Genomic DNA, 19,832 nt, shown 5'->3' with positions numbered 1-19,832 from the left:
CGAGTTGTCGTTGTTGCCGCCGAAGCCGGTACCCCACTCGATCATGTACATCGCGCCGTCGGGGCCGAACTCGAAGTCCATCGGACGGAGGAAGGATGCTGGGCGGCGTGCTCGTGCTGCTCGTCGCGCGCCCGCTGGCCGCGCTCGCCCTCGGCGAGCAGGTGGCCACCGGGCTCGGCCACCATCCCCGGCGCGCGCGGCTGGGCGCCGTCGTGGCCGTCGCCCTGCTGGTCGGCAGCGCCACCGCCGTCGCCGGCCCCATCGCCTTCGTCGGGCTGGTCGTCCCGTTCGCCGCCCGCGCGCTCGTCGGCCCCGACCTGCGTCGGGTCCTGCTCCCGTCGGTGCTGCTCGGGCCGGGCGTGGTGCTCGGTGCCGACGTCGCCTCCCGACTGCTCGTCCGCCCGTACGAGATGCCGCTCGGGGTGGTCACCGCCCTGATCGGCGCCCCCGTGCTCGTCGCCGTGGTCCGCTCCCGACGGGTTCCCACACTATGACGACCAGCACACACCCCACCCTGCGGCCGCCCGCCGGGACCCGGCTGCTGCGGCTGGGCAGCCGCACCATCCTGATCCCCGTACGCGCGACGGTCGGCGCCGCGCTCCTGGCCGCCCTGCTCGTCTTCGCCGTCACGGCCGCGCTCGCGGTCGGCGCCGCGTCGGTCGGGCCGCTGCGCTCGCTTCCCGCGCTCTTCGGCAGCGGGGACGCCACGGACGTGCTGGTGGTGCAGCGGCTGCGACTGCCGCGGCTGCAGGCGGGGCTGCTCGTCGGCGCCGCGCTCGGCGTCTCCGGCTGTCTGATGCAGACCCTGGCCCGCAACCGGCTGGCCACCCCCGGCACGGTCGGCATCGACGACGGCGCCACCGCGTTCGCGGTCGCCTCCGTCGTCGGCGTCTCCACCTCGCTGCTCCCCTCCGGCATGGCGCTCGTCGGCGCCGCCACGGCCGCCGCACTGGCCCTGGGGCTGGCCGGCGGCGCGGGCACCTCGGGGTACCGGTTCGTCGTCGTCGGGCTCGGTGTCGGCGCGGTCCTGGGCGCGGTGACCAACCTGCTTCTCGTCCGGGCGCCGATCGACGCCGCGAACGCCGCGTTCCCGTGGGCCGTCGGCAGCCTCAACGCCCGGCCGGCGCTGCCGATCACACTGCTCGGCATCGGCCTCGCCGCCTGCCTGCCACTGAGCGTGCTCGTGGGCCGCCGGTTGGCCGCGCTGCGCTTTCCGGACACCGTGGCGGCCGGCCTCGGCGTCCGGGTCCGGGCCGTCCGGCTGGCTGCGCTCGCGCTGGCCGTGGTCTGCGCCGGCCTGGCCGTCGCCGTCGGCGGACCGCTCGGGCTGGTCGCCCTGGTCGCGCCCGAGGCCGCCCGACGCGTCTGCGGCCCCCGCGGCGTCCCGATCCTGAGCAGCGCCCTGGCCGGGGCCGTGCTGGTGCTGCTCGCCGACACCGCCGGTCGCACCATCGCCGCGCCGGTGGAGGTGCCGGTCGGACTGGTCACCTCGATCGTCGGCGGCCCCTACCTCGTCTGGCTCCTACTCAGTTCCCGCCCCAGGAGGCTGCCGTGACCCCGTCCGATATCGCCGTGCTGCGCGCCGACGACCTCACCCTCGGGTACGACCGGGCCGTGGTCGTCGACGCCCTGCGGCTTGCCCTGCCGCCCGGCCGGCTCACCGCCATCGTCGGCCCGAACGGCTGCGGCAAGAGCACGCTGCTCGCCGGGCTCAGCCGGCTGCACCGGCCGAGCGGCGGCGCCGTGCTGCTCGACGGCCGCGCGCTGGCCCGCATGTCCGCCCGGGAGGCGGCGCGCAGCATCGGGCTGCTTCCGCAGACCGCCCAGGCGCCGGACGGCCTGACCGTGGCCGACCTCGTCCGGTTCGGCCGGCTGCCGCACCAGGGGCTGCTGCGGCAGTGGTCCCCACAGGACCAGAACGCCGTCGACCGGGCGCTGGCCGCGGCCGACGTCACCGCGCTCGCCGACCGGCCACTGGAGACGCTCTCCGGCGGGCAGCGGCAGCGGGCCTGGATCGCCATGGCGGTCGCCCAGGACACCCCCGTGCTGCTGCTCGACGAGCCCACCGCGGCGCTGGACCTCGGCCACCAGCTGGAGGTGTTCGAGCTGCTGCGGGAGTTGGCCGCGGCCGGACGTACGGTCGTGGTCGTCGTGCATGACCTGACGGCGGCCTGCCGCTACGCCGATCACCTGGTCGCGCTGCACACTGGGCGCGTCGTCGCCGAGGGATCCCCGCAGGAGGTCGTGACGCCCGAACTCGTCCGGCGGCTCTACGGCGTCGAGTCGGTCGTCGTCCGCGACCCGGCCGCCGGCTGCCCGGTCGTCGTGCCGCTGCGGCTCGTGTCCTGACCGGGCTCGTCGACGTCGAGCAACGCCAGTAGCCGACGCATCGCCGGCAGGGCCTGCGCGATCGCCCGGCGGTCGGCGTCGTCGAGCCGGCGCAGGGCCGCTGAGATGACCTCGTCACGGGCGGCGCCCCACAGCCGCAGCGCGTCCTCGGCGGCCGGCGTCAGGCTCAGCCGCCCCACCCGCCGGTCCCCGGCAGCCCGCTCCCGCGACAGCAGGCCGGCCTGGACCAGTTCGCCGACGATCGTCGACACCGTGTTCGGCACCAACTGCAGCCGCTCGGCGACCGCGCCCGTGCCGATGCCCGGGTTCGCCTCGACCGCGCGCAACACCTGCACCTGGGCCTCCGGCAGCGGGGGCAGCGCGGCATGCCGCCGGACCGCCCGACGCGCCACCCTCGCCACGGCGCCGAACAACGGCAGCTCGCGGGCCAGGTCCACCATGTCGTCCCCGACCGTCCCGCTCACGCACCACCCCGCATCGTCGCGAACAACCACCCGCACAGGATGAAGCAGAACGTCCTGGCTCCCCCACCCGGCTCCCCTCGCCCGGCCCGTCGGTGCACCGGGTTACCGGCGACCGCGCGGGTCTGACGCGGTGCAGACGCGCTGACCGGGAAACCGCGGCACGAGTGAGGCCCCGGCGGATGCCGGGGCCTCGACGATCGCGGCGGGTCAGACCCGGAACTGGGTGACCGACGCGTGCAGCCGGTCGGAGGTCGCGGAGAGCGCCAGGGCCGCGGCGGTGACCTCCGCGATGCTGGCGTTGGTCGACTCGGTGGCGTCGGCGACGCCGGAGACGTTCGCGGCGATCTCGCCGGAGCCCGTAGCGGCCTCGGTGATGTTGCGGGCGATCTCGTTCGTGGTGGCGGTCTGCTCCTCGACCGCCGCGGCGATCGTGGTCTGGTAGGCGCTGATCTGGCCGATGACATCCGAGATCTCGGCGATGGCGTTGACCGCGTCCGAGCTGTGTGCCCGGATCGCCTCGACCTTGCGGGTGATGTCCTCGGTCGCCTTGGCGGTCTCCTGCGCCAGATCCTTGACCTCGCCGGCGACGACCGCGAAGCCCTTGCCGGCGTCGCCCGCCCGGGCCGCCTCGATGGTCGCGTTCAGCGCCAGCAGGTTGGTCTGCTCGGCGATCGATGTGATGACCTTGACGACGGTGGCGATCTCGGCGGACGAGTCGCCGAGCTTCCCGACGATCTCGTTGGTGGTGTTCGCGGCCGCGACCGCCACCGAGGCGATCCGCGCCGCCTCGGTCGCGTTCTGCGCGATCTCCCGGATCGAGCCGCCCATCTGCTCGCCGCCCGCCGCGACCGTCTGCACGTTGTTGGCCACCACGTCCGCGGCCGCCGAGACCGCCGCCGCCTTCGCCGCGGTCTCCGCGTTGCGGCCCTCGATCTCCCTCGCGGTGCTGGTCAGCCCGCCGGCCATGTCGGTGACGACCGCTGCCTCGCGGGTCAGCGTCGCCACGGCGTGCCGGGTGTTGTCGATCGCGTCGGCGAGCGCCGCGTCCATGACGGCGAGTTCGTCGGAGCCGCCCACCACCGGCGGGGCGGTGAGGTCACCGGCGGCCAGCCGGCGCAGCGTGGCCACCGTCCGCGCCAGCGGCTGGGTGATGCTGCGGGTCACCATGACGACGAGCAGCACCGCGAGGATCACCGCGAGCACCAGCGCACCGGTGGCGAACGTGCTCACCTGCTTGGACGACGCGTTCATGCTCGCCTGCGCGGCGGCGCTACGCCCGTTCACCGAGTCGGTCAGCGTCTTGAGTTCCTTGAGGATGGGGCCGTAGTTCTCCATCCAGTTCTTGTCGTAGACCGAGAACGCGGTCTTGTCGTCGCCGGCCGCGGCGGCCGCGGCGACCTTGTCGTCGTTCTGGAAGAACCCGGTCCACCGGGCCTTCATCGCCTCGAGTGCGGCAGGCTCGGCGCCGGTCAGCACGTCGGTGGGGATGGCGTTGAGGACGGCGTACATCTCGCCCTTCGCGGCCATCATGCCCTTGCGGAAGTCGGAGTCGGGGGCGGCCATCGCGGGACCCGCGCGCAGCGCCTGCGACATGTAGAAGTACTGCCAGTAGTTGAGCGTGTCGGTGTAGAACTTCATCTCACCGAGCTGCTGGGAGACCTTCTGCAGCCGCTGCGCCTGCACCGCGCTCTCCCGCTGGCCGGCGATGCCGGCGATCCCGAACCCGGCGGCGATACTCAGCAAAACCACGACAGAAGCGAACGCGACGGTCAACCGGGCACCTACCCGCAGACGGCGCAACATTGAGATCATTCTCGGCCTCCACAACCTTCGACACAGCTCGTATCGGCCGACATCCCGCGGGGATAAGGGGGATCCCCACGATGGAGACCATCGCCAGGTGAGACCACCCGTTGCCCGAGCGGATCGCGCCGTCGCCTACCGGTCGGTGGCGGGCAGCAGGTGACGTACCTCGGGCGGGCAGACGGTCAGCGCCCGTGCCCCGGTCTCGGCCTGCTGGTCGAGCTCCGTGAGCCGCACCGCGTGCTGGCGCAGATGCTCGTCCCACGAGGGCACGACATAGATCTCCACGAAGCGGTGCTGCTCCTCGCCCTCGCGGTACATCCCCCAGCGCACCGCGCCGGTGCGCAGCCGCGAGCGGCGTACCGCCCGCATGGCCGCCACGAACTCGTCCTGGCGCGGCGGTTCGACGGTGTACGTCACGGTGACCAGCACCGGACCCGCGTGCGGATCGGGTTCGAGCACGAGGTGCGGCTCGGGCCAGTAGACCGCCGGCTCGCGGTTGAGGCCGGCGACGTCGAAGAGCGGCCACTTCCGCACGGTCGCCGTACCGGCGATCATCACCCCGGCCGCGACGAGGTAGGCGACGACGAGGCTCGTCGCCTGGGCCAGTCCGCCCCAGGCCAGCGCCCCGAGCGCCTGGCCGCCCGCGAAGGTCACCTGGTAGACGGAGAGACCGCGGGCACGGACCCAGCCGGGGAGGAAGAGCTGCATCGCGGCGTTGATGCTGGACAGCACGGTCATCCAGGCCATCCCGGCGGGCAGCAGCGCGACCGTGACCAGGGCGACGTTGCGGACCAGCGCGAGGACCAGCAGCACCAGGCCGTAGGTCAACCCGGCCAGGAGCAGCAGCCGACCGCTGGAGAGCCGGGCCCGGATCCGGGGCAGCACGAGGGCGCCGATGATCGCGCCGGTCCCCATGGCCGCGAGCAGCACACCGTAGCCGCTGGCCCCCATGCCGAGCTGCCGCGTGGCGACCAGCGGCAGCAGCGCCCAGAGCGCGCTGCCGGGGACCACGAAGAGCGTCGCCCGCAGGAGGATCCGGCGTACGACCAGCGAATGGCGCACGTACCGGCCGCCCGCGCGGAGCGCGGCTCCGAACCGTTCCGGCAGGTCGCTGTCGCTCTCCTCATCGGTCCGCCACCTCAGCAGCGCGAGAGCGAAGACCAGGAAGGAGAGCGTGTTGAGGCCGAAGACCGCGGCGACACCCACCTTGGCCACCAGCACCCCGGCGATCGCCGGACCGACGGAGCGGGCCAGGTTGACGCTGATCGAGCCGAGCGCCGAAGCCGAGACGATCTGCGCGCGGGGCACCAGGCCGGGGATCACGGCCTGCCAGGCCGGGAGGCTGAGCGCCTGACCGACGCCGAGCGCGAAGGTCAGGGTGAGCAGCAGCGTCGGCGACATCCGGTCGAGCGCGGTCAGCACGGTCAGTGCCGCACCGACCAGGAAGAGCAGCAGTTGCACGGTGAGGAGCAGCCGCCGCCGGTCGACCGTGTCGGCCAGCGCCCCGGACGGCAGAGCGAGCAGGAGTATGGGGAGCATGCTCGCGGTCTGCACCAGCGCGACGAGGGTGGACGCGTGGGGCTGGTGGACCAGCAGCCACTGCGCCCCGACGGTCTGCATCCAGGTGCCGATGTTGCTCGCCAGGACGGCCAGCCAGAGGTTGCGGAAGACCGCGTTGCGCAACGGCGCCCACGATGAGACCGGCGCGGGGGTGGGCAGTTGCGTGGCGCTCATCTAGGGCAACGTACCGCGCCGGGGTGAGCGCGCCAGCCAGTCAGGCCCGGCGGCGCGCCCCCGGACCGGGACGGGGGATGACGTCGCGCGGGGAGGTGACCTCATGCCCGGCGGCGCACCGCAGCGTGGTGCGGAGTTCGGCCCCGCAGCCGCGGTGGACGGTGGTCAGCGGTGACCCTTCGGGGTCGGCGCAATAGCGGTCGCCCCATTGAAGGATCGCAACGAGCACCGGCCACAGGTCCAGCCCTTTGTCCGTGAGGCGGTATTCGTGCCGCAGCCGCGCGCCCGGTTCGCGGTAGGGCTCGCGGCGCAGCACCTGCTGCTCGACGAGCATGGCGAGCCGGTTGGTGAGGACCTGGCGCGGGATGTTGGTGCGTTCGCGCATGTCGTCGAAGCGGCGGACCCCGTTGAAGACCTCGCGGAGCACGACGAGGGTCCAGCGCTCGCCGAGGACCTCCATCGCCCGGGCGATCGTGCAGTTGTCGATCGACCAGTCGAGTGCTGTGGGTCTCATCCCACCCAGGCTAGGTCTCGTTGACAGACCGAGCAACCGGCTGCGAGGCTGCGTCCATGAGCCAGACCCAGACCGAGTCGCGCAGCCGTACGTTCTCCTGGTCCGACCCGGCGCTCACCGCCGCGCAGCTCGGCGGGCGCAGCGGCCTGGAGTTGCTGCAGGCGATGGGGCGCGGCGAGATCCCCGCCCCGCCGATCATGCACCTGATCGGAATGGACTGGATCGAGGCCGAGGAGGGACGGGTGGTCGCCCACCTGACCCCGCAGGAGTTCCACTACAACCCGCTCGGCAGCGTGCACGGCGGGGTGCTCTCGACGCTGCTCGACACCGCCGCCGCCTGCGCCGTGCACACCACCCTGCCGGCCGGCGTCGGCTACACCTCGCAGGACCTCACCGTGAAGTTCCTGCGCCCGGTCACCGTGGACTCCGGCAGGCTGCGCTGCGAAGGCACGGTCATCCAGCGGGGCCGGCGCACCGCACTGGCCCAGGCTCAGCTCACCGACGGCGCCGGCCGCCTCGTCGCGCACGCCATCTCCAGCTGCATGATCTTCGAAGTGCCGACCGGTCAGGCCTGACGCGCGACGCCGGTCGGGACCTGCGTCGCGCGCATCCGCTCCCCTTCACCCCAGCGCCGTCACCCGGCCTATCGGCGGGTGACGCGGCGAGGTGAGGGCGCGCGGAAACTCAGCTGATGCGGGCGGCCTGGCGGGCGTGCCGGGCGGCCCGCTTCTCCTCGAAGCGCGACGCCGACCGCTCCAGCTCGGCCAGCTGCGTCGCGAGCTCCTCGCGCGCGGCCTCGCCGTCGCCGTCGAGGCCGGTGACGTTCCAGACGTCCCACTGCCGCAGCACCGGGACGAGCACCTCGTCGCGGTGCTGGCGCAGGTCGTAGATGCCGGCCAGCGCGATCTGCACCGACTTGCGGGCGAACCCGTCGATGCCGACGCCGGGCATCTGGAAGTCGGCGACCACGTCCGCGACCGCCCGCATCGCCTGACTGGGGGCCAGCTCGAACGCGGCAGCGAGCAGGTTGCGGTAGAAGACCATGTGCAGGTTCTCGTCGGCCGCGATCCGGGCCAGCAACTGGTCGCAGAGCGGGTCGCCGGTGGCCTTGCCGGTGTTGCGGTGCGAGATGCGCGTGGCCAACTCCTGGAACGACACGTACGCCAGCGAGTGCAGCACCTCGTCGTTGTGCTGGTTGACGTAGCCGGCGGCCATGTGCTCCATCCGGGCGCGCTCCAGCGCCACCGGGTCGACCGCGCGGGTGACGGTCAGGTAGTCGCGGATCGCGGTCCCGTGCCGCCCCTCCTCCGCCGTCCACCGGTGCACCCACGTCCCCCAGGCGCCGTCCCGGCCGAACTGGGTGGCGATCTCGTGGTGGTACGACGGCAGGTTGTCCTCGGTGAGCAGGTTGACCACCAGCGCGGTGCGGGCGACGTCGGGGATCGGCGAGTCCTGCGGCGTCCACGCCTCACCCCCGAGCACCCCGTCGAACGTGCGCCCGGCGCTCCACGGCACGTATTCGTGCGGGAACCACTCCTTCGCGATCGCGAGGTGCCGGTCGAGATTGCGCGCGACCACGGGTTCGAGCTCGGTGAGCAGCGCGGCCTGGGTCAGCGGGGTGGTTCCGACGGTCATGCGAACTCCCTACGGTGGCGTAACTTACGCAACCGTAGGTTAGAAATCCGCGCCGCGCTAGTTACTGATCAGTTCACCGCCGGGCGCAGGTCAGCGGCGGGCGGGGTCCAGGTGTCGGCGGTCGCGTCCACCTGCTCACCCGAGCGGATGTCCTTCACGCTGTCGGCCACCCCGTCGCCACCGGGGAACCACACGTACGGGATGCCCCGCCGCTCCGCGTACCGGATCTGCTTGCCGAACTTGGCCGCGGACGGCGACACCTCGGTCGGGATGCCGCGACGGCGCAGCGCCTCCGCGATCCGGCCGCCGTCGCGCCGCCGGTCCTCGGCGGGGAGCGCGACCAGCACGCAGGTCGGCACCGATCGGGAGACCGTCAACTCGCCGGCGCCGAAGAGGAGCCCGAGCAGCCGGGTGACGCCGATCGAGATGCCGACCCCCGGGAAGCGGTCCGTGCCCGAGGTCGCCAGGTTGTCGTAACGGCCACCGGAGCAGACGGAGCCGAAGCGCTCGTACCCCTTCATCTGCGTCTCGTAGACCGTGCCGGTGTAGTAGTCCAGGCCGCGCGCGATCTTCAGATCCGCGACGCAGAGCCCCGGCGCGTGCTCGGCCGCCGTCTCCACCACCTCGACCAACTCCGCGAGCCCCTCGTCGAGCAGCGGGTCGCTCACTCCGAGCGCGCCCACCGCGTCGGCGAAGGAGGCGTCCTCGGTGGCGATATCGGCGAGCGCCAGCACCGCCTTGGCCTGCGCGTCACTCGCCCCCGCCGTCTCGGCCAACAGCGCCGCGACCTTGTCCGGACCGATCTTGTCGAGCTTGTCGACCGCGCGCAGCGCCGCCTCCGGGTCGGTCAGACCGAGCCCGCGGTAGAAGCCCTCACACACCTTGCGGTTGTTGACCTGGATGCGCACCGGCGGGATCGGCAGCCCGCCGAGGGCGTCACCGATGATGAGCGGCAACTCGGCCTCGTAGTGCGCCGGCAGCGTGTCCCGGTCGACGATGTCGATGTCGGCCTGCAGGAACTCCCGGTAGCGCCCCTCCTGCGGGCGCTCACCCCGCCACACCTTCTGGATCTGGTAGCGGCGGAACGGGAACTGCAGCTTCCCCGCGTTCTCCAGGACGAACCGGGCGAACGGCACGGTCAGGTCGAAGTGCAGGCCCAGCGAGTCATCCCCGCCGCCTGCCTCCTCCTGCAGCCGGCGCAGGACGTAGACCTCCTTGGAGGTCTCCCCCTTGCGCAGCAACTGGTCCATCGGCTCGACCGCGCGGGTCTCCAGTGGGGCGAAGCCGTAGAGCTCGAAGGTGGAGCGGATTCGGTCGATGACGTACTGCTCGATCATCCGCTGCGGGGGCAGCCACTCGGGAAACCCGGAGATCGGTGTCGGCTTGCTCATAGAAAGCTCCTCGGTTCTCGCGCCCTGGCGCGAGCGAATCACAGGCCTGTCGTGGGGGCCGGCTGCGCGCCGTGGTCCATGACCTCGAGCAGGTACGGGTTGGTGGCGCGCTCCCGGCCCATGGTGGTCGCGGGACCGTGGCCGGGCAGCACGACGGTGTCGTCGGCGAGCGGGAGGACCTTCTCCCGCAGACTCGTGAGCATCGCCGGGTGGCTGCCGCCCGGCAGGTCGGTTCGGCCGATCGAGCCGGCGAAGAGGACGTCGCCGGAGAGGCAGACCTGGTCCGCGTCCCACTGGGAGCCCGCGCCCGGCAGCCGGAACAGCACCGACCCGCCGGTATGGCCCGGCGCGTGGTCGACGGTGATCTCCAGCCCGGCCAGGGAGAGCGCCGCACCGTCGGTCAGCTCGGCCACATCCTCCGGCTCGGTGTAGGGCAGCCGGCCACCGAAGAGCGAGCTGAGGTCCATGGAGAGCGCCTTGGCGGGGTCGGCGAGCAGCTCACGGTCGGCCGGGTGCACGTACGCCGTGATGCCCCGCGCCCCGCAGACCGGCGCCACCGAGAAGGTGTGGTCGAGGTGGCCGTGGGTGAGCAGCACAGCGGCCGGATGCAGGCGGTGCTCCGCGAGGAGGGCGTCGAGCCGGTCGAGCACCCCGATGCCGGGGTCGACCACGACACACTGTTCCCCCGGCGCGGTGGCCACCACGTAGCAGTTGGTGCCGAAAGCGTCGGCGGGAAAGCCGGCGACGAGCACGGGCGCTCTCCTCTTGTCCAGGGTTGGTCAGCCCCGAGCCTAGTCGCAGGCACCACCGGCTTTCGCGCCGTACACCCCGGCGCCAGCCACCCGGAGACGCAACGATGATCTCCGATTAGTCGCGGGGCCCACCTCGTACAACAATTTCCCAGCGGATACCCGTACACTCTGGCGGGCGTGTGGCACGGCGCACTTGACGCGCGACGACCACGCATGCCTTCCGCACGACGACCAGCTCATCGGCATCACGGTCAAAGGAAGGGGAGCACGGGTGGCTTCCAGCAGGGACCGGCAGCGCAAACTGGCGCGCGCCAAGCTCGACCGGCAGATGGCCCGCCGGGCCTCGGCCGCGCGGCGCAAGCGCCAGATCCAGGCCGGTGTCGGGGCGGGCCTCGCCCTGCTGCTGATCGTGCTCGGCTCGATCTGGGCGCTGGGCGGCTTCGACCGCAAACCCAAGGCGACCGCCGCCGAGGTGTGCTCGTGGACCCGGCAGGACGCCGCGGCCAACAGCAACCTCAAGGATGTCGGCACGCCGCCGACCACGGGGCTCCCGACCAGCGGCACCCGGCCCATGGTCATCACCACCAACCAGGGCAGCCCGGTCACGGTGCAGCTGAACGTCACCGACGCCCCCTGCGCGGCGGCCAGCTTCGCCCACCTCACGGGTCGCAACTTCTTCGACAACACCAAGTGCCACGAGATCACCGCGGAGGGGGCGCTGCGCTGCGGCGACCCGAGCGGCACCGGGCAGGGCGGCCCCACCTACTCGTTCTTCAACGAGAACGTGCCCAGCGCGCCCGAGCCGACCCCGTCGGCGAGTCCCGTGCCCGGGCAGCCGCCCCTGTACCCCGCCGGCACCGTCGCGCTGGTCGGCAGCGCGCCGGGCGCCAACGGCAGCCAGTTCCTCGTCTTCTTCAAGGACTTCAACCCGACCCAGCCGAGCTACCCCATCGTCGGCACGGTGGGCGCGGGTCTCGACGTCGTCCGCAAGATAGGCGGCATGGAAACGGTGGACAATGGGTCGGGCGCCAAGGTGAAGCCGAAGACCGACGTGGTCATCCAGAGCCTCACCGTCGGCGAGGTGACGACCGAGCCGGCCACCGCACCGTCCGGCTCGCCCTCGGCCGCCGGCTAGCCCCGACCGACCCACCGCACACACAGTTCCAGGAGGAGCCACCGTGACGTCCACCAAGGAGCGGCAGCGCGCCGCCGCGCGGGCCCGCCTCGAAAAGGAGATGGCCCAGCGCGCCGCCGCGGCCCGCAAGCGCCGCCAGATGCAGGCCGCCGTCGGCGCGGGGGTCGCCCTCCTGCTCGTGGTGGCGGGCACCGTGTGGCTGATCTCCCAGCTCGGCGACGACGACAAGACGCCCTCGGCGAAGGGCGCCGAGGCGGCGCGCACCACGTGCGTGTGGAACGAGGTGCCCGCCGACCAGCGCACCCCCACCACCAAGGACGTCGGCCTGCCCCCGACCACCAACCCGCCGACAAGCGGCACCCAGGTGATGAACCTCGACACGAACTTCGGTCCCGTCGCGGTCACCATGGACCTGGCCAAGTCGCCGTGCAGCGCGGCCGCGTTCACCCACCTGGCCAGCAAGAACTTCTGGGACGGCACCAAGTGCCACCGCATGTTCCCGGGCATGCTGCAGTGCGGTGACCCGAGCGCCAAGGGCAAGGGTTACCGCGAGACCGACGGCACCGGCGGTCCGAGCTTCCGCTACGCCAACGAGAACCTGCCGGTCAACCAGCGCCCGGCCTATCCGGCCGGGGTCGTCGCGCTCGCCAACAGCGGCCCCGACACCAACGGCAGCCAGTTCTTCGCCATCACCGAGGACGTCGAGCTGAGCCCGGACTACACGGTCATCGGCAAGGTCACATCCGGGCTGGACAACCTCAAGAAGGCGACGGCCAAGGGGCACGACGGCGCCTTCGATCCGCAGCCCGGTGGCGGTCACCCGAAGGACGACATCGAGATCAAGAAGCTGACGGTCACCGCCGCGCAGTAGCGCGTCGATCCCGAAATAGGCTCCCCACCACCCGGTCGTCCGGGACGGTGGGGAGCCTTTTCGGTGCCGACGACGAGCCCCTGCGCGTTCGGGGAGCGGATGACCGGCAGCCGGCTTCAAGCGTGACGGACAAGCACAGCGCCCGAACCCAGCCGTGCGCGAGCGAGCCTGTCAGGCCCCCGACGTGACCCGGTAGGCGTCGAAGACGCCATCGACCTTGCGCACCGCCGCCAGCAGGTGACCGAGGTGCTTGGGGTCGGCCATCTCGAAGCTGAACCGGCTGACGGCAACCCGGTCGCGTGTGGTGGTCACCGTCGCGGAGAGGATGTTGACCCGCTCCTCGGAGAGGACCCGGGTGACGTCGGCCAGCAACTTGTGCCGGTCCAGCGCCTCCACCTGGATCGCCACCAGGAACGTGGACGCGGACGTGAGCTTCCAGCTCACCTCGACGATCCGCTCGCCCTGCACCTTGAGGTCCTCCGCGTTGGCGCAGTCGTCGCGGTGCACGCTCACCCCGCCGGAGCGGGTGACGAAGCCGAAGACGGTGTCCGGTGGCACGGGCGTGCAGCAGCGGGCGAGCTTGATCCAGACGTCGCTGACCCCGCGGACCACCACACCCGGGTCGTGACCAGCGGTACGGGCACGCGGCGGACGGGTCGCGACGGCGGTCTCCGCGAGGTCTTCGGCCGCGCCTTCCTCACCGCCGTAGCCGGCCATCAGGCGCTGCACCACCGACTGCGCCGACACCTGGCTGTCGCCGACCGCCGCGTAGAGCGAGGCGACATCGGCCAGATGCAGGTCGCGGGCGATCGCCATGAGGTTGTCGGAGGTGAGCATGCGCTGCAGGGGCATGCCCTGCTTACGCATCGCCTTGACGATCGAGTCCTTGCCGGCCTCGATCGCCTCCTCGCGGCGTTCCTTGTTGAAGTACTGCCGGATCTTCGTGCGGGCGCGGGGACTCTTGACGAAGCCGAGCCAGTCCTGGGTGGGGGCGGCGGTTTCGGACTTCGACGTGAAGATCTCGATCACGTCGCCGTTGGAGAGCGTCGACTCCAGCGGCACGAGCTTGCCGTTGACCCGGGCGCCGATGCACTTGTGGCCCACCTGGGTGTGCACGGCGTAGGCGAAGTCGACCGGCGTCGAGCCGGTGGGCAGCGGGATGACGTCGCCCTTGGGTGTGAAGACGTAGACCTCCTGGCTGGAGAGGTCGAAACGGAGCGCGTCGAGGAACTCGCTCGGGTCGCTCGCCTCACGCTGCCAGTCGAGCAACTGACGCAGCCAGGTCATCTCGTCGATGTGCGCCGGCGGGCCGACGATCGTCGCGCCCTTCTGCTCCTTGTACTTCCAGTGCGCCGCGATGCCGAACTCCGCGGTGCGGTGCATCGCGTAGGTGCGGATCTGCATCTCCACCGGCTTGCCGGTCGGCCCGATGACCGTCGTGTGCAACGACTGGTACATGTTGAACTTGGGCATCGCGATGTAGTCCTTGAACCGGCCCGGAACGGGCTGCCAGTTCGCGTGGATCACACCGAGGGCGGCGTAGCAGTCGCGGACGGTCTCGACCAGGATCCGCACACCGACAAGGTCGTAGATGTCATTGAAGTCGCGGCCACGGACGATCATCTTCTGGTAGATCGAGTAGAGGTGCTTCGGGCGACCGGTGGTCTCCGCTTTGATCTTGGCGGCCTTGAGGTCGAGCTGCACCTTCTGCGTCACCTGGCGCAGCAGCGTGTCCCGCTGCGGCTGGTGCTCTCCGATCAGCCGGTTGATCTCCTCGAACCGCTTCGGGAAGAGGGTGCCGAAGGCCAGGTCCTCCAACTCCCACTTGATCGTGTTCATACCCAGGCGGTGGGCCAGCGGGGCCAGGATCTCCAGCGTCTCCTTGGCCTTCTGATCCTGCTTGGCCTTGGGCAGGAAGGTCAGGGTCCGCATGTTGTGCAGCCGGTCGGCGAGCTTGATGACCAGCACCCGTGGGTCCTTCGCCATCGCCACGACCATCTTGCGGATCGTCTCGGCCTTCGCCGCGTCACCGAGCTTGACCTTGTCGAGCTTGGTGACGCCGTCGACCAGGAGCGCGACCTCGCCGCCGAAGTCCGTCCGCATCTGGTCGAGGGTGTAGTCGGTGTCCTCGATCGTGTCGTGCAGCAGCGCGGCCACCAGCGTGGTGGTGTCCATGCCGAGGTTGGCCAGGATCGTGGCAACGGCGAGCGGGTGGGTGATGTAGGGGTCGCCGGACTTGCGGTACTGGCCGGTGTGCCACCGCGCGGCCATGTCGAAGGCGCGTTGCAGCAGCCGGCCGTCGGCCTTCGGGTGACTCGCCCGGTGCGTCGCGATCAGCGGCTCCAGGACCTCACTGACCTGCGGCGTCTGCCAGGGCGCGTTGAAGCGGGCCAGCCGGGCCCGCACCCGCCGGCCGGTCGGCGCGTTGACCAGACCGAATCCGGAGGTGGTGACACCGGGCTCGACCGCCGCAGGCCGCCCCGAGGCCGGGAACGGCAGCACGGTGCCGGACGCCCCGTCGCCGGGGTGTTCCCCGGAGTTCGTGGCGGTGAACTCGGCGACGCCGTTGAGCGGCGCCTCGACGTCGAGTTCGATGGGCGTCACCGGCGCGGAGGCGGCCACGTGGCCAGCCTCGATCGCGTCGTCGGTGCCGTTGGCCTCACCAGTCGGGTGCACAGTGCCCTCCACGGAAGGGGCGACGTCGTGGGACACCGGCCTCCTCACACTTGCCGGGATTGAGCCGACCGTAGTCGGCTCACCTGGTCCTGCGCCAGCCGGGAATGAAGCGTCCCTGCCTGGTCAGGCAAGTAATCGTACCCGTACGACCACTCGGACGTGCTTTCCTTCGTTCGCAAGATCGGGCAAGAAGCCTAAAAAGGTGTCAGACGGTCAAAAGCGCGTGCAGCGGACGCGGAGCCAGCCGCTCCCGGCCGCCAAGGAACGCGAGCTCCATCAGAACCGTGAATCCGGCGACCATGCCGCCGGCGCGTTCGACCAGGTCCAGGGTCGCCTCCGCGGTGCCACCCGTCGCGAGGACATCGTCGACCACCAGCACCCGCTGCCCCGCGGTGAAGGCGTCCTGGTGCACTTCGAGCACCGCCTCGCCGTACTCCAGCGCGTACGTCGCGTTGAACGCCGGGCGCGGCAGCTTGCCGGCCTTGCGCACCGGCACGACGCCCACCCCGGTCGCGTACGCGATCGCCGCGGCGATCACGAAGCCGCGCGCCTCGATGCCGACCACCACGTCGAAGGAGTCACGTCCGTGGTGCTCGACGATGCTGTCGATCACCTGCCGGAACACGTCGCCGTCCGCGAACAGCGGCGTCAGGTCCTTGAACATCACACCCGGCTTGGGGAAATCCGGTACGTCCAGCACCCGGCTCACCACCAGCTGCGCGGTGACCGATCCGCTGTCGCCGCGTACCGCGGCGTGGGTCTCCGTCACGTTGTTCCTCTCCGACGATTCAGGGCGTCCGTCACGCTGCTCGCACAGCATGACGGACGCCCTGAATCACAACTGGTACGGGGTCAGCGTCGCTTCGCGCCGCCGGGCCGGTTGCCGCCACCGCCCGGACGACCACCGCGCGCCCCGGCCGAGCGCTTCGCAGCCGGACGCGAGCCCACCTTCGGAGCGGCGCCGGCCAGCGCGGCCGCCTCGGCATCGGCCGGCTCGGCCGACTGCTGCGCGGAACGGCTGCCGCCCTTCGCCACGTCCCGGCTCGAACCGCCGGAGGCGCGCCGGGCCAGCACCCGCTTGGTGTGCGCCTGGATCCGCGGCTCGTAGTCCTTCAGCGTCGTCAGCACCGGAGTGGCGAAGAAGATCGACGAGAAGACCGCGATGCCCATACCCACGAAGAGCACCAGGCCCAGGTCCTTGAGCGTGCCGGCGCCCAGGAAACCCGCACCGATGAACAGCAGGCCACCGACCGGCAGCAGGGCCACCAGACCGGTGTTGATCGACCGCATCAGCGTCTGGTTGACCGCCAGGTTGGCGGCCTCGCTGTAGGTCCGGGTGCTGCCCGCCGTGATCCCCCGCGTGTTCTCCTGCACCTTGTCGAAGACCACGACGACGTCGTACAGGGCCCAGCCGAGGATGGTGAGGAATCCGACGACCGTGGACGGGGTGACCTCGAAGCCGACCAGCGAGTAGATGCCCGCGGTGAGGACGAGGTCGAAGATGAGCGACGAGACCGCGGCGAAGGCCATCCGCCACTCGAAGCGCAGGACCAGGTAGATCGTCACCAGAACGATGAAGACCACCAGACCGAGCAGGGCGCGTTGCGTCACCTGCCCGCCGAAGGAGGGACTCACCTGGCTCTGGCTGATCGCCTCGGCGGAGATCCCGAACTCGTTCGCGACCTTCTGCTGCACCTGCGTCGACTGGTTCGCCTCGAGCTGCGTGGTGCGCAGCAGGTAGGTCCCTGAGTCGGCACTGCCGACCTGCTGGGCCGAGACGACCCGACCGTCGGCGCCACCCTGCACGTCACGGATGGCGCTGTTGACCGCGCTCTCCGCCTCCTGCATCGTGCCGACGCTGACCGGGACCTGGAACTCGTTGCCGCCCTTGAACTCGATCCCCAGGGTGAAGCCACGCACCGCGAAGCTCAGGATCGCGATCAGAATGAGCGCGCCGGCGACCGCGAACCAGAGCTTGCGCCGGCCGATGACGTTGAGACCGGCTTCGCCCCGGTAGAGGCGATTGGCGAGACCGCTGCGAGCCATCTCAGGCCTCCTTCACGCGGGTGCGGGACGCGGCCGGGTCGGCGTCGTCATGACGTTGCTGCAGGACCCGACCGAGGCCACTCACGCGGGGCGAAAGGAACGCCTGGGTACGGGCGAACATCGTCATGATCGGGTGCCGGAACAGGAAGACCACCACCAGGTCGAGCACGGTGGCGAGACCCAGCGCGAAGGCGAAGCCCTGCACCGTGCCGACCGACACGACGTAGAGCACCACGGCGGCGAGCAGCGAGACCGCGTTGGCGGAGATGATCGTCCGCCGCGCCCGGACCCACGCCCGGGGCACCGCGCTGCGCGGGCTCCGTCCCTCGCGGATCTCATCCTTGAGGCGTTCGAAGTAGATGACGAAGGAGTCGGCGGCGACACCCAACGAGACGATGAAACCGGCGATACCGGCCAGTGTCAGGGTGAAGCCGATCTGCCGGCCGAGCACGACCAGCGCGCCGAAGACCAGCAGGCCGGAGAGGATCAGGCTGAGGAAGATGACCGAGCCGAGCAGGCGGTAGTAGAAGAACGCGTAGATCGCCACCAGCAGCATGCCGATGCCGGCCGCCAGCAGACCGCCCTTGAGGTGCTCGATGCCGAGCGTGGCGGAGATGTTCTGCGCCTCCTGCGGCGTGAACGTCAGCGGCAGCGCACCGAAGCGCAGGTTGCTGGCGAGCTCGTTCGCGTCCTTGCTGGTGAAGTTACCGGTGATCTGCGAGTCGCCGGTCAGCACGCCCTGGATCTCGGGCGACGAGATGATCTTGTTGTCCAGCACCACCGCGACCCGGCACTTGCCACTGTCGCCGAGCGCGGCCTGATCGCAGGCGCCGCCCTCGTTGTTGAAGGCCTCGCGGGTCAGGTTGGTCCACTTCTTCTGGCCGTCGCCGGTGAAGTTGAGACTCACCACCCAGCGCCCGCCGGCCTGCTGGTCGATCACGGCGCTCGCCTTGCTGACGTCGGTGCCGAGGACCTTCGCCTGGTCGAGCAGGTACTTGACCGGCCCCTCACAGGCCACCACCTGCTGCTTCTCGTCGCTGATCGACCCGGCCTGCCGCTTGTCCAACTGCTCGCACGTGATCGTGGGAACGTTGAACTGCATCGCCGGCGGGAGCACCTTGACCTCCTGCGGCGAGAGCGCGCCGAAGGGCTTGAGCGTCTGGGCGATCGTCGGGTCCTGGGTCATGTCGGCCGGCGCCTGCAGTCCGGACGCGGCCGCCCAGGCGGCGGGACCGACCTTCTTCTGCACCGCCGCGCGCTGCTCCTCGACGCTCTGCTCACCGGGGGCCGCCGAAGCGGTCGGCGTCGCGGTCGGGGTGGCGGCCGCGGTCGGGGTGGCGGCGCCGCTCGGCGTCGGGGCCGGCGCCATGCCGCCCTGGCCACCGGGGCTCGGCTTCACCTCGGCACCGGGGCTCGCCGAGCCGCTCGGGGCCGGGACAGCGGAGCCGCTCGGCGCGGGGGTCGGCGCGGCCGCGCTGGCCCCGCCGCCGTCGGTCGCCTTGAGCAGCTTGCGGAACCGCAGCTCGGCCGCGTTGCCGACCTCGCTCAGGTCGCGGTTCTGGCCGGGCAGGGAGATCACGATGTTGCGGTTACCCTCGGCCACCACCTCGGCCTCCGAGACGCCGAGCCCGTTGACCCGGCTCTCAATGATCTCGCGCGCCCGCTCCAGCGAGGACGCCGGTGGCGCCTTGCCGTCTTCGGTGGTCGCCTCGAGCGTCACCCGGGTGCCGCCGATGAGGTCCAGGCCCAGCTTGGGCTCCAGCCGCTGCTTCCAGCTGCCGCTGGCGCCGGCGAAGAAGACCAAGAGGTAGAGGACGGCGAAGATGAGCCCGAGTGCGGCGAGTTGCCGCCCGGGACGCATCTGCCCCTGAGGTGGTGCCACGGCTGTCCTGTCTCCCTGCGCGGTTCGGCCGCTGATGCTCGGCGGCGGGTGGAGCGCCGGCATGCCGGCGGGCGGGGTGCGTGCCGTACCGGCGTGGCGTCACGCCGGCACGGTTATCAAGTATCTTCGATGCGGTGCCGATCCCGTTACCCCGGGACGGTCACTCCTTGACTTCGGCCTCTTCGTGGACCGACTCGGCGCGCTCCGTCTTGTTGACGACCCGGGCGATCGCCGGACGGGCGTAGCGGGTCTGGACGCCGGGCGCCACCTCGAGGACGACGGTCTCGTCATCGACGCTCGCGACCGTGCCGTAAAGGCCCCCGATCGTGACGATCTCATCGCCGGGGCCGATCGACGACTGCATCTGCTCGGCCTCGCGACGACGCTTCTGCTGAGGACGGATCATCATGAAATACATGACGCCGAAGAGCAGAGCGATCATGAGGATCGGCATGAAGCTGCCGGCTCCGCCGCCGCTCTGTGCTGCGTAAAGCACGGTTAATGACCTTCCCATTAGCCTCCGTCACGCCGTGGACACGTCGGAGCGGAGGCAGGATTTGACATCCTGTACAGACCG

Annotated in this window: 18 protein-coding genes; 6 read left to right on the top strand and 12 right to left on the bottom strand. The window is 71.2% G+C overall.

Going from position 1 to position 19,832, the window contains the following annotated elements:
- Nucleotides 1–95: 95 nt before the first annotated feature.
- Genes AB0J06_RS22745 through AB0J06_RS22735 form a run of 3 tightly spaced genes read left to right on the top strand, consistent with a single transcriptional unit; the run spans nt 96 to nt 2,349 of the window.
- Nucleotides 96–494, top strand: coding sequence for an iron chelate uptake ABC transporter family permease subunit (locus AB0J06_RS22745; protein WP_357431068.1), 399 nt, complete (start codon nt 96–98; stop codon nt 492–494).
- The gene (locus AB0J06_RS22740; RefSeq protein WP_357431066.1) at nt 491–1,555 is read left to right on the top strand and encodes an iron ABC transporter permease; all 1,065 of its coding nucleotides are present in this window, start codon (nt 491–493) and stop codon (nt 1,553–1,555) included. Before AB0J06_RS22745 ends, AB0J06_RS22740 begins: the two co-directional genes overlap by 4 nt.
- A complete protein-coding gene (locus AB0J06_RS22735) occupies nt 1,552–2,349 on the top strand; it encodes an ABC transporter ATP-binding protein (RefSeq protein WP_357431064.1) in 798 nt (265 codons plus the stop codon). Before AB0J06_RS22740 ends, AB0J06_RS22735 begins: the two co-directional genes overlap by 4 nt.
- Here AB0J06_RS22735 and AB0J06_RS22730 read toward each other — a convergent pair.
- From AB0J06_RS22730 to AB0J06_RS22715, 4 genes are all read right to left on the bottom strand, one after another.
- Complete coding sequence (locus AB0J06_RS22730; RefSeq protein ID WP_357431062.1) at nt 2,271–2,813, bottom strand: MarR family winged helix-turn-helix transcriptional regulator; 543 nt, start codon at nt 2,811–2,813, stop codon at nt 2,271–2,273. The two genes, AB0J06_RS22735 and AB0J06_RS22730, sit on opposite strands and share 79 nt — an antisense overlap.
- A gap of 207 nt (nt 2,814–3,020) precedes the next feature.
- Nucleotides 3,021–4,562, bottom strand: coding sequence for a methyl-accepting chemotaxis protein (locus AB0J06_RS22725; RefSeq protein ID WP_357431060.1), 1,542 nt, complete (start codon nt 4,560–4,562; stop codon nt 3,021–3,023).
- Nucleotides 4,563–4,751: 189 nt separating this feature from the next.
- Complete coding sequence (locus tag AB0J06_RS22720) at nt 4,752–6,353, bottom strand: MFS transporter (protein WP_357431058.1); 1,602 nt, start codon at nt 6,351–6,353, stop codon at nt 4,752–4,754.
- Between the two features lie 40 nt (nt 6,354–6,393).
- Nucleotides 6,394–6,867 carry a helix-turn-helix domain-containing protein gene (locus AB0J06_RS22715; protein ID WP_357431056.1) on the bottom strand — a complete coding sequence of 158 codons (474 nt, stop codon included), beginning with the start codon at nt 6,865–6,867 and terminating at the stop codon, nt 6,394–6,396.
- Between the two features lie 56 nt (nt 6,868–6,923).
- Here AB0J06_RS22715 and AB0J06_RS22710 point away from each other — a divergent pair, with 56 nt between their 5' ends.
- Complete coding sequence (locus tag AB0J06_RS22710) at nt 6,924–7,442, top strand: PaaI family thioesterase (RefSeq protein ID WP_357431054.1); 519 nt, start codon at nt 6,924–6,926, stop codon at nt 7,440–7,442.
- 109 nt (nt 7,443–7,551) lie between these two features.
- On the opposite strand, the gene AB0J06_RS22705 is transcribed toward AB0J06_RS22710, so the two are convergent.
- From AB0J06_RS22705 to AB0J06_RS22695, 3 genes are all read right to left on the bottom strand, one after another.
- A complete protein-coding gene (locus tag AB0J06_RS22705) occupies nt 7,552–8,502 on the bottom strand; it encodes an acyl-ACP desaturase (protein ID WP_357431052.1) in 951 nt (316 codons plus the stop codon).
- 68 nt (nt 8,503–8,570) lie between these two features.
- Nucleotides 8,571–9,893 carry a histidine--tRNA ligase gene (gene hisS, locus AB0J06_RS22700; protein WP_357431050.1) on the bottom strand — a complete coding sequence of 441 codons (1,323 nt, stop codon included), beginning with the start codon at nt 9,891–9,893 and terminating at the stop codon, nt 8,571–8,573.
- A gap of 38 nt (nt 9,894–9,931) precedes the next feature.
- Nucleotides 9,932–10,645 carry an MBL fold metallo-hydrolase gene (locus AB0J06_RS22695; protein WP_357431048.1) on the bottom strand — a complete coding sequence of 238 codons (714 nt, stop codon included), beginning with the start codon at nt 10,643–10,645 and terminating at the stop codon, nt 9,932–9,934.
- Between the two features lie 271 nt (nt 10,646–10,916).
- On the opposite strand from AB0J06_RS22695, the gene AB0J06_RS22690 reads away from it, so the two are divergent.
- Both AB0J06_RS22690 and AB0J06_RS22685 read left to right on the top strand, forming a co-directional pair.
- Nucleotides 10,917–11,780 carry a peptidylprolyl isomerase gene (locus tag AB0J06_RS22690; protein ID WP_357431046.1) on the top strand — a complete coding sequence of 288 codons (864 nt, stop codon included), beginning with the start codon at nt 10,917–10,919 and terminating at the stop codon, nt 11,778–11,780.
- A 43-nt stretch (nt 11,781–11,823) separates the two neighbouring features.
- On the top strand, nt 11,824–12,651 hold the full coding sequence (locus AB0J06_RS22685; RefSeq protein WP_357431044.1) for a peptidylprolyl isomerase: 828 nt from the start codon (nt 11,824–11,826) through the stop codon (nt 12,649–12,651).
- Between the two features lie 171 nt (nt 12,652–12,822).
- On the opposite strand, the gene AB0J06_RS22680 is transcribed toward AB0J06_RS22685, so the two are convergent.
- The 5 genes from AB0J06_RS22680 to yajC form a co-directional block, all read right to left on the bottom strand.
- The gene (locus AB0J06_RS22680; RefSeq protein ID WP_357431042.1) at nt 12,823–15,363 is read right to left on the bottom strand and encodes a bifunctional (p)ppGpp synthetase/guanosine-3',5'-bis(diphosphate) 3'-pyrophosphohydrolase; all 2,541 of its coding nucleotides are present in this window, start codon (nt 15,361–15,363) and stop codon (nt 12,823–12,825) included.
- 169 nt (nt 15,364–15,532) lie between these two features.
- Entirely contained in the window at nt 15,533–16,096 is a 564-nt protein-coding gene (locus AB0J06_RS22675) for an adenine phosphoribosyltransferase (RefSeq protein WP_357431040.1), read from the bottom strand.
- An 83-nt stretch (nt 16,097–16,179) separates the two neighbouring features.
- Nucleotides 16,180–17,373 carry a protein translocase subunit SecF gene (gene secF / locus AB0J06_RS22670; protein WP_357431038.1) on the bottom strand — a complete coding sequence of 398 codons (1,194 nt, stop codon included), beginning with the start codon at nt 17,371–17,373 and terminating at the stop codon, nt 16,180–16,182.
- 1 nt (nt 17,374) lies between these two features.
- The gene (gene secD, locus AB0J06_RS22665; protein WP_357431036.1) at nt 17,375–19,255 is read right to left on the bottom strand and encodes a protein translocase subunit SecD; all 1,881 of its coding nucleotides are present in this window, start codon (nt 19,253–19,255) and stop codon (nt 17,375–17,377) included.
- 160 nt (nt 19,256–19,415) lie between these two features.
- Nucleotides 19,416–19,751 carry a preprotein translocase subunit YajC gene (gene yajC, locus AB0J06_RS22660; RefSeq protein ID WP_357431034.1) on the bottom strand — a complete coding sequence of 112 codons (336 nt, stop codon included), beginning with the start codon at nt 19,749–19,751 and terminating at the stop codon, nt 19,416–19,418.
- Nucleotides 19,752–19,832: the final 81 nt, after the last annotated feature.

Source organism: Micromonospora sp. NPDC049679 (assembly GCF_040659735.1).
In the GTDB taxonomy this organism is placed as follows: Bacteria; Actinomycetota; Actinomycetes; order Mycobacteriales; family Micromonosporaceae; genus Micromonospora_I.
The sequence above is the reverse complement of the archived record's forward strand: the minus strand, read 5'-3'. Positions and strand labels throughout refer to the sequence as shown.

Coding starts and splice junctions, on each gene's coding strand:
- secF (WP_357431038.1), bottom strand. CDS start 17,373: ATGGCTCGCAGCGGTCTCGCCAATCGCCTCTACCGGGGCGAAGCCGGT.
- AB0J06_RS22720 (WP_357431058.1), bottom strand. CDS start 6,353: ATGAGCGCCACGCAACTGCCCACCCCCGCGCCGGTCTCATCGTGGGCG.
- AB0J06_RS22745 (WP_357431068.1), top strand. CDS start 96: ATGCTGGGCGGCGTGCTCGTGCTGCTCGTCGCGCGCCCGCTGGCCGCG.
- AB0J06_RS22710 (WP_357431054.1), top strand. CDS start 6,924: ATGAGCCAGACCCAGACCGAGTCGCGCAGCCGTACGTTCTCCTGGTCC.
- AB0J06_RS22740 (WP_357431066.1), top strand. CDS start 491: ATGACGACCAGCACACACCCCACCCTGCGGCCGCCCGCCGGGACCCGG.
- AB0J06_RS22705 (WP_357431052.1), bottom strand. CDS start 8,502: ATGACCGTCGGAACCACCCCGCTGACCCAGGCCGCGCTGCTCACCGAG.
- AB0J06_RS22715 (WP_357431056.1), bottom strand. CDS start 6,867: ATGAGACCCACAGCACTCGACTGGTCGATCGACAACTGCACGATCGCC.
- hisS (WP_357431050.1), bottom strand. CDS start 9,893: ATGAGCAAGCCGACACCGATCTCCGGGTTTCCCGAGTGGCTGCCCCCG.